Consider the following 16077-nt stretch of genomic DNA (forward strand, 5'->3'; position numbering starts at 1 on the left):
TTTTAGTTCTTCGCTTTATCGACCAGCGCGTTCTTGCCGATCCACGGCATCATCGCGCGCAGCTTCGACCCGACCTCCTCGATCGGATGCGCTGCGGCGGCCTTGCGCGCCGCCTTCAGTTCGGGCTGGCCGGCACGGTTGTCGAGGATGAAGTTCTTGACGAAGCGTCCGCCCTGGATGTCGGCGAGGACGCGCTTCATCTCGGCCTTGGTGTCCGACGTGATGATCCGCGGGCCGGTGGTGATGTCGCCGTACTCGGCCGTGTTCGAGATCGAGTAGCGCATGTTGGCGATGCCGCCCTCGTACATCAGGTCGACGATCAGCTTGACCTCGTGGAGGCACTCGAAATACGCCATCTCGGGGGCGTAGCCGGCTTCGGTCAGCGTCTCGAAGCCCGCCTGGATGAGGTGGGTCAGGCCGCCGCACAGGACCGCCTGCTCGCCGAACAGGTCGGTCTCGCATTCCTCGCGGAAGCTCGTCTCGATGATCCCCGAGCGCCCGCCGCCGATCGCCGAGGCATAGCTCAACCCGACGTCATGCGCGTTGCCGGTCGCGTCCTGATGGACCGCGATCAGGCATGGCACGCCGCCGCCGCGGACATATTCGGAGCGGACGGTGTGGCCGGGGCCCTTTGGCGCGATCATGAAGACGTCGATATCGTCGCGCGGCTCGATCAGCTGGAAATGGATATTGAGCCCGTGGGCGAAGGCGAGCGCGCTGCCCGGCTTGAGGTTCGCGGCAAGGTCGTCGGCATAGATGCCCGCCTGATGCTCGTCGGGGGCGAGGACCATGACGATGTCGGCATAGGCCGCCGCCTCGGCGTTCGACATGACCTTAAACCCAGCACCCTCGGCCTTGGCGGCGGTCGCCGAGCCCGGACGCAGCGCGACGACGACGTCGGTGACGCCGCTGTCGCGCAGGTTCTGGGCATGGGCGTGGCCCTGTGAGCCGTAGCCGACGATGGCGATCTTCTTGGTCTTGATCAGGCCGATGTCGGCATCGGAGTCGTAGTAGACGCGCATTCTGTTTCCTTTTTAGCTCAGGCCGTCGCCGCGAAGGCCGCCCAATTCATTGATACGGTCGCCGATGATCTGGGCGCGGCACACATAGGCATCGTGAAAGCGGCCAAGCGTGCCCGCCGACATGACGTCGTAGCGGCGACACGCCTTGTCCTTGAACGCAATCCACGCGCGTTGCTCGTCGAGCAGCGCCTTGCCCTGTTCCGACCTGGCACCATCGACCTCGTCGAGCGCACGCTTCCACGCAAGCTTCAGCCGAACCTCCTCCCGAGCGACCCAGGCACTGCCGCACGGAGCCAGATCGGAGTCGGTCACTGCCTTCGTCGCCGCGTTGCAGCGATCAAAGATCGCGTCGGCGCTGGCCGGCAGGGGCGTGGCAGCGAGCAGGATCAAGGCAAAAAGCGACGCGTAGCGTGTCACACCGCCTCCGGTCCGCGCGCGATCGCGACGACTCCCGTCCGCGCGACCTCGACCAGCCCGACCTCGCGCATCAGCGTGATGAAGCTGTCGACCTTGCCGGTCGAGCCGCTGATCTCGAAGACGAAGCTGCGCGTGGTCGTGTCGACCGCGCGGGCGCGAAAGATGTCGGCGAGGCGCAATGCCTCGACGCGCTTTTCCCCGGTGCCCGCGACCTTGACCAGCGCCATCTCGCGCTCGACGTGGGGCCCGAGCGCGGTCAGGTCGAGGACGCGGTGGACGGGGACGAGCCGGTCGAGCTGCGCCATGATCTGCTCGATCACCGCGGGCGGGCCGGAGGTGACCACGGTGATCCGGCTGACGGCGTGGTCGTCGGACACATCGGCGACTGTCAGGCTTTCGATATTATACCCGCGTGCGGAGAACAGCCCGACGATGCGCGCGAGCACGCCCGCCTCGTTGTCGACGAGGATGCTGAGGGTGTGACGTTCGGAGGGGAGGGGTTTCATGCCTCAACAAACTTCGATTCAGCCGTCAGAGCGGCTGTGATTTCGGACCGGTTCGTAAGCAAGTCTGAACAAAGTTTACTGGCAACCTCCATGTCGTGGTCATCTCCAAAAATATGTCGAGCCCAAACGAACTCATCTTGACTGTCTTCTTTAACAAGCCTCGGATTAGTCGCAGCGAGCCAAGAATAAAGGACGAACATTTCGGGCGATCGTTGATTATATACGACCCCGTATGATACGATTTCCATCCAAGCATTCATAATCGCGACTTGGGGTTTGAAGCCTGTAATCTCTTGGTGTGCGTCTCTATCAGCGTGCTTGGAAAAGTTGTAAACGTCTTTGACCATTCCTTTTACAGTCTTAAGGTGTTCCGGTTGAATGCGATCATAAAATTCGGTAAACATCGTTCTTTTTCCGGCAATTTTCGCAAGGCTTTCGAGTATCTCGGCGGCAGCAAGTGATAGTGTGTTGGCGGCCACGTAATTCTTGTGGACAAATATCTGGTGAACAGCCGCGTCAATCTGGTTGCGTGCAACACTCCGCTTTGTAAGTGTAACAGGCTGCGTGATGTCAATGCTCACACTAACGCCGCCGCATCTTCGTCTTTCTCGCCCACAGTTTCGTCCCCGTGTAGCACCATCTCGGTATGCGCCGCGCCGCTCGGGATCATCGGGAAGCAGTTCGCGAGCTTCGACACGCGGCAGTCGACCATCACCGGGCCGTCCGCCGCGAGCATCGCCGCGATCCCGTCGTCGAGTTCGCTCGTGTCGGAGATGCGGATGCCGGTCCAGCCGTAGGCTTCGGCGAGCTTGACGAAGTCGGGCAGCGCCTCTGAATAGCTCTCGCTATACCGCCCGCCGTGGTTGAGCTCCTGCCACTGGCGAACCATCCCCATATATTCGTTGTTCAAAATGAACACCTTGACCGGCAGGCGGTACTGCGTCGCGGTGCCGAGCTCCTGGATGTTCATCTGGATGCTCGCCTCGCCGGCGATGTCGATGACCAATGCGTTCGGGTCGCCGAGCTGCGCGCCGATCGCGGCGGGCAGGCCGTAGCCCATCGTGCCGAGGCCGCCGCTCGTCAGCCATTTGTTCGGCCCCTCGAAGCCGAAGTGCTGCGCCGCCCACATCTGGTGCTGGCCGACTTCGGTGGTGATGATCGGGCTGCGCTTGTGCGTCGCCTCCCACAGCCGCCGGATCGCATATTGCGGGAGGATGTCCGACCCGGTCTGGGCGAAGCCGAGGCTGTCGCGCTGGCGCCAATGGTCGATCTTCGCCCACCACGGCTTGAGGTCGACCGCGCGATGGCCGCGAGTCTTCCACACCTTGATCAGATCCTCCAGGACATGGCCGACGTCGCCAACGATGCCGAGGTCGACGCGGACGGTCTTGTTGATTGACGAGCGGTCGATGTCGACGTGGATCTTCTTCGATCCCGGCGAGAAGGCGTCGAGCCGCCCGGTGACGCGGTCGTCGAAGCGCGCGCCGAGGCACAGCATCAGGTCGGCCCCGTGCATCGCCATATTGGCCTCGTAGGTGCCGTGCATCCCCAACATGCCGAGGAACTGCGGCGACGTCGCGGGGAAGCAGCCGAGGCCCATCAGCGTCGACGTCACCGGCGCGCCGGTCAGCCGGGCGAGTTCGCGCAGCAGTTGCGACGCTCCCGGACCCGAATTGATGATCCCGCCGCCGGTGTACAGGATTGGGCGCTCAGCAGCGGCGAGCATCTCGACCGCCGCTTCGATCGCGGCGAGGTCGCCCTTGACCTGCGGCTTGTACGTCTTGTGCTCGATCTTGCCCGGGCGGACGTAGCGGGTCCGCGCGACCTGGACGTCCTTGGGGATGTCGACCACGACCGGCCCGGGGCGTCCCGCGGTGGCGATGTAGAACGCCTCGTGAATCGTGTCGCCCAGGCGGTGGACGTCCTTGACGAGGTAGTTGTGCTTCGAACAGTGGCGGGTGATGCCGACCGTGTCGCATTCCTGAAAGGCGTCGGTGCCGATCAGGTGCGTCGGCACCTGTCCGGTCAGGACAACGATTGGGATTGAATCCATCAGCGCGTCGGTGATGCCGGTAACGGCGTTGGTCGCGCCGGGGCCGCTGGTGACGAGGACGACGCCGGGCTTGCCGGTTGAGCGGGCATAGCCCTCCGCCGCGTGAACCGCCGCCTGCTCGTGGCGGACGAGGATATGCTTGATCCGGCGCCCGGCCGACTCCTGCTCGAATAGCGCGTCGTAGATCGGCAGGACCGCCCCGCCGGGGTAGCCGAAGACGATCTCGACCCCGAGGTCGAGCAGTGCGCGGACGATCACGCCCGCGCCATTGGTTTCGTTCGATGCCGTCACTATGCTTACTCGCCTCGATTGCGAGCGTCGTGTTAGTGATCGAAAATTACGCTGTCAACACTCTCACAGCAATGAAATTACGCGGGCACAACCCGGCGACGGCGCATCGACACCCCGATCAGGCCAAAGCCACCGATCATCAGCGCCCAGCTCGACGGCTCTGGGACCGAGCCAATGCCGATCAGACTGCCGACGTAGCGCGCGAGCGCGGCATGGACCGGAGCCGTCGGATGGATGCCGTCGAAGCTCAGGTAGTGGCTGCAATCGGGGTGCGGATTCGACGGTGCCACGCTAATGTCGACGCATGCATCGCCGAGGTTGGTATCGAGGTCGGCGGGCAGGCCAAATTTGGTCGGATCGTCGCGCAATTGGGTGAAGAACCCGAAATAGTCGATCTGGGTGAACGACGTTCCCGGCCTGAGATGCAGGGTGCTGAAGCCCGTCTGCAGGGCGTTCTCGAGGTAGATGCTGGCGGGGATTTCCGGGTTGGGGACGCCACCGATCAGGAAGTGCGTCGCTCAGGCGGAGTTGAGCGCGTAGATCGCGCCGAGATAATTGCCGACGAAGGCGTTGGTGAATGCGGTCGTGAACGCGGCGGCGGCCCCGGCGTTTGGCGCGGCAGCGATCCCGGCGAGCAGCGCGGTGACATCGTTATTGCCGAAGTTGAGGACGTATAGCGCGTTCGGATCGACCGCCTTGCCGCTTGTCGCATAGATACCGAGCTGGGTGGCGAGCCCCGGGACGTTGAAGCCGAGCAAGCTGCGGTCTTCCGCCGCCTCGGCCCCGCCGACCGCATAATTGACGCCGCCGGCCAGGAAGGGGACGGTGTAATGTCCGGTCAGCCGCTGTTCGATCAGGTCGGTCCAGACCGGCCCGTTCGAGTAGCGACCGTCGAAATAGCCGTAGCCGGGCTGCGCGGTCAGGCCGTTTGTACCGATATAGGCGTTGCCCGCGTCGACCAGCGAGTCGCCGAAGACGATGAGCCCGTCGGGGCGCGAGGCGGCGGCGGGGACTGCTGTCCCGACCGCCGCGCCGACTGCCAATGCCGTCAGATACCGACCGATGCCCATGCTTCATCCCCCCGAATATAAGCGGAAGTTAGTAGCTTACGGTTAACGTTCGGTTAGCGGCGCAGCGATTTTCATTCAGGCGGCGACGGTCGCCCGGCGACGACGAAGCAGGCCGATCAGGCCGAAGCCGGCAACCATTTGCGCCCAGACCATCGGCTCGGGAACGCCGCCAACGATGGGCGGCGGCGGCGTCAGTGCGGTGAACAGCCGCCCGTCGGGGTTGAATGTGCCGAGGTGGACTTCACCACCCTGATGGAACGTCTGGGCCGCGAGCGATCCTTCGATCGGGGTCGAGTTGCTCACCGTCGCGAACGGGGCGAGGAGCGAGCCGTTGAACTGCTTGTTGAGCGTGATCGACGTCGCCGTGCCGAAATTCCACAGGACGTACGGGTTGTAGATCGAGTTGTTCGAGTTGGCGTTAAGTGTGTAGCTCGACGCGCCCGTGACGTTGATGATCGTGGTCAGGTAACCGCCGCTGCCGTTGCTCGGCAGGTCGTAGAGCAGGTTCGACGCATCGAGGAACGATGTCAGATTGGTCGAATCGATCGTGATTACCGCATAGCCGAGGTGGTTCGGGTCGCGCGCGATCAGCTTGGCATTGTTGTGGTCGCTGCCGTCGAAGCTGCTGCCGCTCGCCGACAGTGCGTAGAGCGCGGTCGACAACGTGCCGAGGTCGGCGGTCAGCGTCGCCGTCTGCGTCGCGATGCTCGAATGCAGGTCGTGGCCGCCGCCGGGTGCCAGCGATGCGTCCTTGGTCGGGAAGGTGTTCATGAAGCCGCTTGCGATGCCGCCGTACGACACGTCGGTGCCGCCGTTGATGTTGAACGACGCGAGGTTCGACCCGGCGCGGACCAGCGCGCCGTCGACGTTGAAGTTGCCGCCGGTGAAGCTACCGCCGATGTCGACGCTCTTGCGCGCCGCGACCGTGCCGCTACCGCCGTTCGAGCCGTTGTTGAAATTGCCGCCGTTGATGTCGCCGCCGACGGTCAGTGTCGCGTACGACGACACGCCTTCGCCCTGGTTCGATTGGCCAATGCCGTAGTTCGAGACGCCGCCGCTGATGTTGCCGCCGACGAAGGTCTTGCCCTCGACGTCGTGGCCGCCGGTCATGTTGCCGAGGACGATGAGATTGACGTTACCGAGCGCGGTGAGGCCGTTGACGGCGCTTCCGGTGGCGAGGGCGGCTCCCGGGGTCAGGGTCATCAAGGCGACGGCGGCAGCGATGCGATAGGTCATGCAATAATTCCCCGAAACCGACGCTCATGTGTCGGTAACGAAACGTTAAGCAATTATCATGCCAGAAAGATAAGTTACTGAAAGATATATGACACGCCCAGCGCTATTTGAAGAAGTGTAAGGAATTCCGACACTCTGAAGGTGGATATCGCGTTGTTAACTATAACGATTAGCTGGTGCTGAGGCCGCGTTGCCAGCTGCCGGTCTGGTTGCGAAACCACGTCTGCTGGCGCTTGGCATAATGGCGCGTGTCGAGGCGAGTGCGTTCGATCGCGGCGCCGAGCTCGATCTCGCCGCGCAAATGGGCGAGGAGCGGGGGGACGCCGAGAGCCTTCATCACCGGCGCGTCGGCGGCGAGACGCCTTCGACCCAATGCGGCGACCTCGTCGAGCGCCCCCGCCGCGAGCATGGCATTGAGCCGCGCGTCAATCCGAGTGTGGAGGGCAGGGCGCGGCAGGTCGACAATATGGCCCTTCACAGTGACTTCGGTCGCGATCCCGCCGGTCGTCTCGGCCTGCCAATCGGCCAGCCGCCGTCGGGTGGAGCGGACGACTTCGAGCGCGCGGGTGACGCGTTGCGGATCGGCGAGCTTGGCCGCTGCGGCGGGGTCGAGTGCGGCGAGTGCGGCGCGGGCGGCAGCGGGGTCGAGCGCGCGGACGTCGGCGCGGACGTCGGGGTCGATCGGCGGGACCGCGGCGATCCCATCGAGCAGGATCCGCAGGTACATGCCGCTGCCGCCGACGACGATCGGCAAGCCCCCCGCGGCGATCGTATCGAAGATCGCCGCGCGGGCCATGCCGGCCCAGCGCGCCGCGTCGCACGCCTCCGCCCCGTCGATGACGCCATAGAGACGGTGCGGGACGGTCGCTTCATCGGCCTTGGACGGGCGCGCGCTGAGGATGCGGAGGTCGGCGTAGACTTGGCTCGCGTCGGCGTTGATGATCGTCCCGCCGCGCGCCTGCGCGAAATCGAGCGCGACCGCCGACTTGCCCGCGGCGGTCGGTCCCGCGATAACCACGACCGTTGGCCGACCAAGGGAAATATCGATGCTCCTCGCGACGTTGATCGCCGCCGGTGCCTTGTCGCCGGGTGACGTCGCTGCGGCAAGCGACGCGCTGCGTGGGGCAGGGGGCGAGCCGGGGGCGGCGGCGTGGCTCGATGCGGGTGATGCCTACGATTTGACGGTCAGCGGGCTTAGCCAGCCGGTCGCCCGCGCTGCACTCGAAGCAGCGCTCACTGCTGTCGACGTCGTCGTTCAGCCCGCCGCCGCGTCGCGCCGCAAGCGGGTGCTCATCGCCGACATGGATTCGACGATGATCCAATGCGAGTGCATCGACGAGCTCGCCGATTATGCGGGTTTGAAGCCGCAGGTCGCGGCGATCACCGAGGCGGCGATGCGCGGCGAACTCGACTTTGCCGCCGCGCTCGATGCCCGCGTCGCGCTCCTGAAGGGGATGGACGCGCGGGTCATCGATCGCTGCCGTGCGGAGCGTGTGCGGCTGATGCCTGGGGCGAAATTATTGGTCGCAACGATGGCCAGATCAGGAGCGCGGACGATCCTCGTCTCGGGGGGATTCACCGCCTTCGCTGGCCCGGTAGGTGCGGACCTCGGCTTCGACCGCATTGTCGCGAACCGCCTGCTCGTCGAGGACGGCAAATTGACCGGCGCCGTCGCCCGCCCGATCGTCGACGCCGCGACCAAGCGCGCCGAACTCGACGGCGCGGGGGTGGCGGTCGGCGACGTGATCGCGGTCGGCGACGGCGCGAACGACATCCCGATGCTCGAACGCGCCGGATTGGGCATCGCCTACCACGCCAAGCCCAAGGCAACCGCCGCCGCCGACGCGGCAATCCGCATCGGCGACTTGACGGCGTTGCTGTGGGCGCAGGGCTACAAGCGGGGTGAGTGGGTTAGCCAATAATTGTCATCCCCGCGAAAGCGGGGACCCAAGGTCGCCACAGTCTGTGACCTTGGGTCCCCGCCTTCGCGGGGATTACGGATTATCGGGCGGTCCCCGCTTTCGCGGGCATGGTGGGGTAGATGCGCCCTACTTCAGCTTGAAGCTCAGCGACGCGCCGATGATCCGCGGCTCGTTATACACCGCCGCCATGTAGTTCTCGATCACGCCCTTGAGGTTCTTCTGGTCGGTCAGGTTGCGGACGAACACCGCGGCTTCGTACTTCGGCGTCGAATAACCCGCCTTGAGACCTGCCTCGTACGTCCCGTTCGAGTTGAACTCGTTGGTCTTGTACAGGACGAAGTTGGTGAAGCCCTGGAGATTGACGTCACCGGCGATGAACACCTCGGCGTCCTTGCTCACCGGCACGCCGTAGCGCGCGGTCGCGTCGACGGTGTACTTCGGCGCGTCGGGGAGCGGGTTGCCGTTGATCTGGGCGAAGACGTTGGTGCCGATCTTGATCGTCGGGTTGTTGACGGTGCAGACGACGACGCCGTTGAGCGCGCAGACCTGCGCATAGACCCGCGTGTCCTTGATCTCGGTATGCAGGAAGCTCGCGCCGAGCCCGAGCGACAGATGCTCGATCGGGTGCCACTCGGCCTCGGCCTCGACGCCGTAGGCGTTCGCCTTGGCGGCGTTGAACAACACGCCGTTGCCGTTCGAATCGTTGCCGTTCAGCTGGATGTTGCTGACGGTGTAGCCGAAGCCGGTGACGTTGAAGCGGACCTTCCGGTCGAACAACTGGCTCTTGAAGCCCGCCTCATAACTGATGATCGTCTCCGAATTCGCCGTCGTGAAGTCGGAGTTGAACACCGCCGACCGCCCCTGGATCGTCGGGCCGCGGAAGCCGCGCGCGACGCGGGCATAGACGCTGACGTCGGGGTCGATCTGGTACAGCGCGCTGACGTCCCAGCTCGGCTGGGTCGACGACAGGCGGACGTAGCGGCGTCCGGTGTAGGTGACGACGTTCAGCGCAGTGTTCGCGGTCTGGAGCAAAGTCGTCGATTTGGTGTCGTTGGTTTCGCGCGCGCCGGCGGTCAGCGTCAGGTTCGGCACGATCTCATAGCTCGCCTGGCCGAAAACCGCCCATGACGTGTTGATGTTGCGCAGGACGACATAGTTGTTCGGGTTGGTGCCGGTGAAGATCGCGCGTTGGTCGAACTCGGTCGTGTCGCGGCTATCGAAATACATGCCGCCGACCTGATACTTGAAGCGGCCTTGGCCGTTCGAGGCGAGGCGGACTTCCTCGGTATACTGGTTCAACCCGCGAACCTTGCCTTGGCTCTCGCCGAACCCGTTCGGCACGCCATTGACCGGATAGTTCGCCGCCGCGCCGCCGTCGGTGTCGCCGCGGCTATAGCCCGATAGCGTTTCGTACGCGCTGATCGAGGTCAGGCTGACCGGGCCGAAGTCGTACTTGACGTTGAGGAACGCGCCATAGGTTTCGTACGCCTGCGGGTTGCCCGCACCTTCGTCGAGGCCGACCTGGTCGCGCGGGCCGACGGGGGTGTTCGACCCCTTGATCAGCGCGCCGCGGTGGAAGATCGTCGACGTCCCCTTGTACGACCGGCCCTGGCCCTCGGCGAGGATCGTCAGGTCCTCGGTCGGGGTCAGCAGGATCTGCGCGCGGAGGTCGCGCTCGTTGAAGCCGCCGAGCGCATCGGTCTTGTTGACCTGTGTCTTGTCGGCGCTAACCCCGGTGAAGGTGTTGTCGACCCAGTTATCACGGTGCTGGTACAGGCCCGAGACGCGAACCGCGATCTTGCCGGGGATAATCGCGCCGCCGATGCCGCCGTCGAACGTGACGGTGTTATAGCTGCCGTACGATCCCGATGCGCGGGCGGTGAGGTCGTCGCTCGGCTTGATCGTGTCGATCTTGATGATGCCCGCGGTGGTGTTGCGCCCGAACAAGGTCCCCTGCGGACCGCGGAGAACCTCGACCTGCGCGAGGTCGTACGCCGGGTTCGACTTGAGGACGACATGCTCGAGGACGACGTCGTCCTGGATGATCTCGACCGGCTGTGACGCGCCAAGGTAGAAGTCGATGTTGCCGAGGCCGCGGATATAGAAGCGTGGGAAGATCCGCCCGGTCGTCGTCTCGGCGTACAGCCCGGGAACGCGCCCCGACAGTTCGAGCAGGTCGCCGCCGCCCGACTGGAACGAACGCAGCAGGTCGCCCGAGACGACGCCGACCGACAGCGGCACCTTCTGCAGGTTCTCGCTACGGCGCTCGGCGGTGACGACGATGTCGGCGAGGCCGGTGTCGTCGGCGGTCGCGGCGGCTGCGGCGGCCGGAACTTCGGCGGCGATCGCGTGGCTGCCGGTCAGCACAACGGCGGCGGCGGACAGCAGCAATGCCGCCCGGAGAGTGAAATTCGACAAGACGATAACCCCTGAAATGGGACACCGCGGCGTCGTGCCCCGGTCCCGATGCCGCGGCGATAGGAGGCAAATATGACGGCGGCGTGACAAAATGCCCGGGCTGTGATCGGAATGCGGAGAGTGTGGCCGTGGGGCAACGGCCCGGCGCAGCCCTTGGTCGTCGGGCGTCGCGCTTTGGCGTCGGCATCTCGCGCGTTCGGCCTGTCCTACAGAGGACTCGATCGGTTAGCGTGGGCGGCTGTCGAGTCGGCTACCAGCGGGTGGTCGATGCTCTTTCTCATTGTTGGTGTCGTCGTCGCGAGCGCCACGTAAAATCACGTCGCGAGGCGTGGGCGAATTGCGGGGCGAGGGCTTTGAAAGATCGTGCCCGTCGTGTGGACTTAGTGGACTTCCGCCGTAAAGCGCCGCGTCTCGTACAAAGTCGTCGTGCCCGCAAAGGCGGGGAGTGATCAGCCCCGCCGGACGTGGTGATCGGTCCCCGCCTCCGCGGGAATGACGGGGTCGGGGGCGAATATCCCTCGAAAACCTGGTCGTTGCGTGGACTTGTGTAACCTTCCGCGCGCCGGTCCTGGCCCGCGCGGAGCGACTCGCTGGTGCGTGCACTTTCGCATCGAAGCACCGCGTGTCGTGCAAAGTCGTCATCCCCGCGGAGGCGGGGACCCATTAGCCCAGCAGTCAGTGGTGATGGTCCCCGTCTCCGCGGGATGACGAAATTTCTGGAGGCACAGTCGAAAAAGCGATGCGCGTGCCTCAGCGCTCGCGCAAAACCCGGTCGTTGCGTGGACTTGTGTAACCTTCCGCCGGCCGATTGGGGGCGAAAGCAGCGAGTTGCTACCGCAAAAGCAGCGACTCGCTGGCGTGTGGACTTCCGCCATTCCGCGCGCCTCCACCCCCTTTGGGGGAGGGGCCGGGGGTGGGGCAGTCACCCCGAGCACCGAGCCCGAGGCCGCCCCACCCCCGGGCCGTCGCAAGCGCGACGTCTCTCACCCCTCCCCTGAAGGGGAGAGGAGGCAGAAAGCAGCGGGAGGGGAGGCAGAAAGGCAGCGGAGGCGCGACCGATCGGCGCCAAACCTGGTCGTTGCGTGGACTTGTGTAACCTTCCGCCGGAAAAATCCCCGCGCGCCTACCCCGCGAGCAGCGCCAGCAGCCGCTCGTTGACCACCGCCGGGTTGGCCTTGCCGGCCATCGCGCGCATCGTCTGGCCGACGAAGAAGCCGAACAATTTGTCTTTGCCACCGCGATAGTCGGCGACCTTGTCGGGGTTGGTGGCGAGGATTTCGCCGATCGCGGCGTCGATCGCGCCGGTGTCGCTAACCTGAGACAGGCCTCGCTTATCGACGATCGTCTCAGGATCATCGCCTGTTTCCAGCATGATTTCCGAAACCTGCTTGGCAATCGTATTCGAGATTTTGCCAGTCGCGATCATACCGAGGAGCTCGCTTGCCTGGCGCGGCGAAACAGGACTCTTCTCAATAGGTACGCCGCGCTTCTTCAGCACGCCGAACAATTCGGACATAATCCAGTTAGCGGCTGCCTTCGCCTGGGTCGGTCCGGTGCCTCCGATGACAGCTTCGAAGTAAGATGCTGTTTCATGCTCAGCGGTGAGCAGCGCAGCGTCATAGCGTGACAAGCCGAGCGCGCCTTCGAACCGCGCGCGTTTCGCCGTCGGCAGCTCGGGCAGGCTGGCGCGGCATTCGTCGACGAAGTCCTCGGTCAGCGTCAGCGGCAAAAGATCGGGGTCGGGGAAATAGCGGTAGTCGTGCGCATCTTCCTTCGACCGCATCGACCGCGTCTCCATCCGGTCGGGGTCGAACAGGCGGGTTTCCTGGACGATCGTGCCCCCGGCTTCGAGGACGTCGACCTGCCGCCGCGCCTCGAGCTCGATCGTCGCCATAACGAAGCGTACCGAATTGACGTTTTTCGTCTCGGTGCGCGTACCGAACGGGTCGCCTGCCTTGCGCACACTGACGTTGACGTCGGCGCGCATCGACCCTTCCTCCATGTTGCCGTCGCAGCTGCCGACGTAGCGGAGGAGCGAGCGGAGGCTGCGGACGTACGCCCCCGCCTGCGCCGGGGAGCGGAGGTCGGGTTTGGAGACGATCTCCATCAGCGCGCAACCGGATCGGTTCAGGTCGACATAGGTCATCGTCGCATGGCCGTCGTGGACCGACTTGCCGGCGTCCTGTTCGAGGTGGATGCGCTCGATGCCGACGCGGGTCGGGGCCTCGCCGTCAGGCTCGATGTCGAGATAGCCCTCGCCGACGATCGGGTGGTACAACTGGCTGATCTGATAGCCCTGCGGCAGGTCGGCGTAGAAGTAGTTCTTCCGGTCGAACCGGGAGAAGCGGTGGATCTGGGCATCGAGTGCCAGACCGGTTCGAACCGCCTGGCGGACGCACTCGCCGTTGAGGACCGGCAGCATTCCGGGCATCGCCGCGTCGACAAGGCTGACCTGGGTGTTGGGCTCGGCCCCGAAGCTCGCGGCTGCCCCGGAGAAAAGCTTGGACTTGGCGGTGACCTGGGCATGGACCTCGAGGCCGACGACGATCTCCCAGTCGCCGGTCTCGCCGGGGACGGTGTAGGGGGCGGTGGTGCTCATACGCGCCTTGTAGCAAGACCGGCGGGCGGCGGTCGACCCCTGGTCGGCGGCCTATTCGCCGGGAGCGGGGTGTTGAAGGTACATCAGCCGCTTGATCTCGCGGCGGCCCTTGGTCACGGTATCGAGAATCAGCCCGCTGAAGGCACACAGGACGGCGACGATCGTCAGCCCGGTGATGAGCACGGCGGTCGGAAAGCGCGGCACCAACCCAGTATGCATGTAGGTGATCGCCAGCGGGACGGCGAGCAGCGCGGCGACGAGCAGCAGGACGATGGCGATCGCCCCGAAGAAGGTCACCGGCCGCTCCGAGCGATAGAGCGCGACCATCGTCCACAGGATGCGCCAGCCGTCGGCATAGGTCGACAGCTTCGAGGTCGACCCTTCGGGCCGGTCGTAATAAGCGGTCGGCAGCTCGGCGCACGGCATGGCGAGTTCGAGGGCGTGGATGCTGATCTCGGTCTCGATCTCGAAGCCCGCCGACAAGACCGGGAAGCTCTTGACGAAGCGTCGCGAGAAGACGCGGTAGCCGGTGAGGATGTCGCTGAACGACTGGCCGAACATCCGCGTCAGCAGCCCGGTCAGCAGCTTGTTGCCGAACTGGTGGCCGGCGCGGTAGGCGGCGGCGATCTCGGTGACGCGGGTGCCGACAACCATGTCGAGCTGGTCGCGGACGAGCAGGTCGACGAGACGCGGCGCGGCCCCGGCCTCGTAGGTCGCGTCGCCATCGGCCATGACATAGACGTCGGCGTCGATGTCGGCGAACATCCGCCGGACGACCGCGCCCTTGCCCTGGCGCCGCTCGGAGCGGACGACGGCCCCGGCGGCAGCGGCGACCGCCATCGTCCGATCGCTTGAATTATTGTCGTAGACGTAGATCGTCGCCTCGGGCAGCGCGGCACGAAAGCCCTCGACCGTCCGGGCGATCGCCGCCTCCTCGTTGTAGCACGGCAGTAATACGGCGATGCGGCCGGCGGTCATCACAATGCGAACCCCGTTGAAGTTGTCCGTCGCCGGGTGACCATCGCGGCATGGCTCAACGTCGCCACCGCGGCGAGTGACGCAAGCCAGGCGATGCGGCCCTGATAGCGGTCGCGAACGCCCGACAGCGTGCCGCAGACGATCGCGTTGACGAGCAACCCCGCGATGATGACCCCGATCGCCGCCACGAGCCGCCGGTCGAGTGCGGCGATACGGTGACGGCCGAACCAGCCGGGTTGCACGACGACAGCCCCCGCGACGACGAGAACCAGCAGCGCGGCGTCATAGATCAGCTGGGTCAGTTGGCTCACCGCCACAAGCGGGAAGGAACCGGTCCTGATCCCGCTGTCGGGGTATGCGGCCATCGTCGAGACCAGCGACGGATCGATCCGAGCGTTCGGCATGATGCGTTGCGAAAAGTCGTTCATCCCGGCGAAGAAGAAGCACCGCACCGAAAGCCTCGCAGCTTCGATGGCAGCGCCCACCGGGTCGGACTTGACGGCGCCGGCGACGATGCTGCCCGCCTCGCGTGTGAGCAACAGCTTGTCGGATAAGCTCATGGTATTGAACAGTCCGCCGGGGCCTGCATCCCAGAGGAACTTGTCGTGGTCCATCGGCAGCCGGGCACGATACTTGCAGAAGAAGTAGGGTGTCGTGGGGCAGGTTCTGTTGAGATAGGCGGGCAGAACGTCGCCCTCTGCCATCCGGGCGAGGAGGAAGGGCTGCGACGCCATCGGCCGGTCGAAGACGTGCTCGACGACGGGAGCGACGCTGCCGTGTCCGATCACGGCGATCAGGCATAGTACCACGGCGGTTAGCCAGCCGCGACGGTCGAACCATGACTGGCGATAGAAGACGATCGAGCCGATCACGATCACGATCGCCATCGCCAGAAAGCTGCGATGGAACAGCATGCCCGCTATCAGCGCCAAGGCCCAGAATAGGCGCTCTCTCCGGTGCATCTGCTGCCTGGTCAGGAGGAAGGCGAGGGCGAGGACGACCGGGCCGAGAAAGACATCGGGCAGCAGCACGCAGGCGTAGAAGGCAAGTCCGCCGACCGCCATCACGACACCCCCGATCGTGGCGAGCGGCCGTTGGACCTGCAACCGTTCCAGCGCCAGGATCAATGCCACCGCAGCGACGAGCGCCTGCGCTGCCGCCGCCAGCCACGGCCCGCCGATCCGGTCGAAGACGGCGAGGGCGAGGCCGAAATATGGTGACCGCGCCTCCGACACGCCGTCGTTTGTGTCCATCGCCAAGGGTCCGCCGGCGGCGGTCGCGTGATCGGCGGACATGCTCGGTCTGGCTGCAGTCTTGTCGAATACGCCGATGATCGCCTCGCCGGCACGGTTATATCCAATCGTATCGGGGAACAGGATCGGCAGGCGGTTGGCCGCCGCAACCCCGAGGAACAGGAGCGCGACGACGAACGCGATCACGATCGACCACATGGCTCCCAGACGTGCAACCGGGCGGCCGACCTCGCTGTGTGTCGCCATCCCCAGCCTCCATCGCGTTGCGTCGGAATTCGTACTCAACGCGCTCAGCGCTGCACTGCAGCACGC

At 65.1% G+C, this 16077-nt stretch carries 13 protein-coding genes and 1 pseudogene; 1 reads left to right on the forward strand and 13 read right to left on the reverse strand.

Annotated features, from left to right (window positions below):
* Positions 1–2: 2 nt before the first annotated feature.
* The 9 genes and pseudogenes from ilvC to miaA all read right to left on the reverse strand — a co-directional run bounded on the left by ilvC (position 3) and on the right by miaA (position 7613).
* Positions 3–1022 carry a ketol-acid reductoisomerase gene (gene ilvC, locus KTC28_RS12345; protein ID WP_216707473.1) on the reverse strand — a complete coding sequence of 340 codons (1020 nt, stop codon included), beginning with the start codon at positions 1020–1022 and terminating at the stop codon, positions 3–5.
* A 12-nt stretch (positions 1023–1034) separates the two neighbouring features.
* The gene (locus tag KTC28_RS12350) at positions 1035–1439 is read right to left on the reverse strand and encodes a lysozyme inhibitor LprI family protein (RefSeq protein WP_216707474.1); all 405 of its coding nucleotides are present in this window, start codon (positions 1437–1439) and stop codon (positions 1035–1037) included.
* The gene (gene ilvN, locus KTC28_RS12355) at positions 1436–1945 is read right to left on the reverse strand and encodes an acetolactate synthase small subunit (RefSeq protein ID WP_216707475.1); all 510 of its coding nucleotides are present in this window, start codon (positions 1943–1945) and stop codon (positions 1436–1438) included. The genes KTC28_RS12350 and ilvN overlap by 4 nt, the downstream gene beginning before the upstream one ends.
* Positions 1942–2526, reverse strand: a complete 585-nt coding sequence (locus tag KTC28_RS12360; RefSeq protein ID WP_216707476.1) for a hypothetical protein — start codon at positions 2524–2526, stop codon at positions 1942–1944. Before KTC28_RS12360 ends, ilvN begins: the two co-directional genes overlap by 4 nt.
* On the reverse strand, positions 2523–4289 hold the full coding sequence (locus KTC28_RS12365; RefSeq protein WP_216707477.1) for an acetolactate synthase 3 large subunit: 1767 nt from the start codon (positions 4287–4289) through the stop codon (positions 2523–2525). The genes KTC28_RS12360 and KTC28_RS12365 overlap by 4 nt, the downstream gene beginning before the upstream one ends.
* A 77-nt stretch (positions 4290–4366) precedes the next feature.
* Positions 4367–4459 (reverse strand): annotated as a pseudogene (locus KTC28_RS23475) (PEPxxWA-CTERM sorting domain-containing protein); the annotation flags it as partial.
* A gap of 348 nt (positions 4460–4807) precedes the next feature.
* Positions 4808–5359 (reverse strand): SGNH/GDSL hydrolase family protein, encoded by a 552-nt coding sequence (locus KTC28_RS12375; RefSeq protein WP_216707478.1) that lies wholly within the window; start codon positions 5357–5359, stop codon positions 4808–4810.
* A 75-nt stretch (positions 5360–5434) separates the two neighbouring features.
* Complete coding sequence (locus KTC28_RS12380; protein ID WP_216707479.1) at positions 5435–6595, reverse strand: collagen-binding domain-containing protein; 1161 nt, start codon at positions 6593–6595, stop codon at positions 5435–5437.
* Between the two features lie 169 nt (positions 6596–6764).
* The gene (miaA, locus tag KTC28_RS12385; protein WP_255601983.1) at positions 6765–7613 is read right to left on the reverse strand and encodes a tRNA (adenosine(37)-N6)-dimethylallyltransferase MiaA; all 849 of its coding nucleotides are present in this window, start codon (positions 7611–7613) and stop codon (positions 6765–6767) included.
* Between the two features lie 28 nt (positions 7614–7641).
* On the opposite strand from miaA, the gene serB reads away from it, so the two are divergent.
* Entirely contained in the window at positions 7642–8517 is an 876-nt protein-coding gene (gene serB, locus KTC28_RS12390; RefSeq protein WP_216707480.1) for a phosphoserine phosphatase SerB, read from the forward strand.
* Positions 8518–8643: 126 nt separating this feature from the next.
* Here serB and KTC28_RS12395 read toward each other — a convergent pair whose 3' ends face one another.
* The 4 genes from KTC28_RS12395 to KTC28_RS12410 all read right to left on the reverse strand — a co-directional run bounded on the left by KTC28_RS12395 (position 8644) and on the right by KTC28_RS12410 (position 16011).
* Positions 8644–10935 (reverse strand): TonB-dependent receptor, encoded by a 2292-nt coding sequence (locus tag KTC28_RS12395; protein WP_216707481.1) that lies wholly within the window; start codon positions 10933–10935, stop codon positions 8644–8646.
* A 1123-nt stretch (positions 10936–12058) separates the two neighbouring features.
* Positions 12059–13534 carry an Asp-tRNA(Asn)/Glu-tRNA(Gln) amidotransferase subunit GatB gene (gene gatB / locus KTC28_RS12400; RefSeq protein WP_216707482.1) on the reverse strand — a complete coding sequence of 492 codons (1476 nt, stop codon included), beginning with the start codon at positions 13532–13534 and terminating at the stop codon, positions 12059–12061.
* A 51-nt stretch (positions 13535–13585) separates the two neighbouring features.
* Complete coding sequence (locus tag KTC28_RS12405; RefSeq protein WP_216707483.1) at positions 13586–14512, reverse strand: glycosyltransferase family 2 protein; 927 nt, start codon at positions 14510–14512, stop codon at positions 13586–13588.
* Positions 14512–16011 (reverse strand): hypothetical protein, encoded by a 1500-nt coding sequence (locus tag KTC28_RS12410; protein ID WP_216707484.1) that lies wholly within the window; start codon positions 16009–16011, stop codon positions 14512–14514. The genes KTC28_RS12405 and KTC28_RS12410 overlap by 1 nt, the downstream gene beginning before the upstream one ends.
* Between the last annotated feature and the right edge of the window lie 66 nt (positions 16012–16077).

The sequence above is a fragment of the Polymorphobacter megasporae genome, assembly GCF_018982885.2.
In the GTDB taxonomy this organism is placed as follows: domain Bacteria; phylum Pseudomonadota; class Alphaproteobacteria; order Sphingomonadales; family Sphingomonadaceae; genus Polymorphobacter_B; species Polymorphobacter_B megasporae.

Bases quoted from the DNA above. Each gene is read 5' to 3' on its own strand.
- ilvN (WP_216707475.1), bottom strand. From the start codon at position 1,945: ATGAAACCCCTCCCCTCCGAACGTCACACCCTCAGCATCCTCGTCGAC.
- KTC28_RS12405 (WP_216707483.1), bottom strand. From the start codon at position 14,512: ATGACCGCCGGCCGCATCGCCGTATTACTGCCGTGCTACAACGAGGAG.
- KTC28_RS12410 (WP_216707484.1), bottom strand. From the start codon at position 16,011: ATGGCGACACACAGCGAGGTCGGCCGCCCGGTTGCACGTCTGGGAGCC.
- KTC28_RS12375 (WP_216707478.1), bottom strand. From the start codon at position 5,359: ATGGGCATCGGTCGGTATCTGACGGCATTGGCAGTCGGCGCGGCGGTC.
- ilvC (WP_216707473.1), bottom strand. From the start codon at position 1,022: ATGCGCGTCTACTACGACTCCGATGCCGACATCGGCCTGATCAAGACC.
- gatB (WP_216707482.1), bottom strand. From the start codon at position 13,534: ATGAGCACCACCGCCCCCTACACCGTCCCCGGCGAGACCGGCGACTGG.
- KTC28_RS12380 (WP_216707479.1), bottom strand. From the start codon at position 6,595: ATGACCTATCGCATCGCTGCCGCCGTCGCCTTGATGACCCTGACCCCG.
- serB (WP_216707480.1), top strand. From the start codon at position 7,642: ATGCTCCTCGCGACGTTGATCGCCGCCGGTGCCTTGTCGCCGGGTGAC.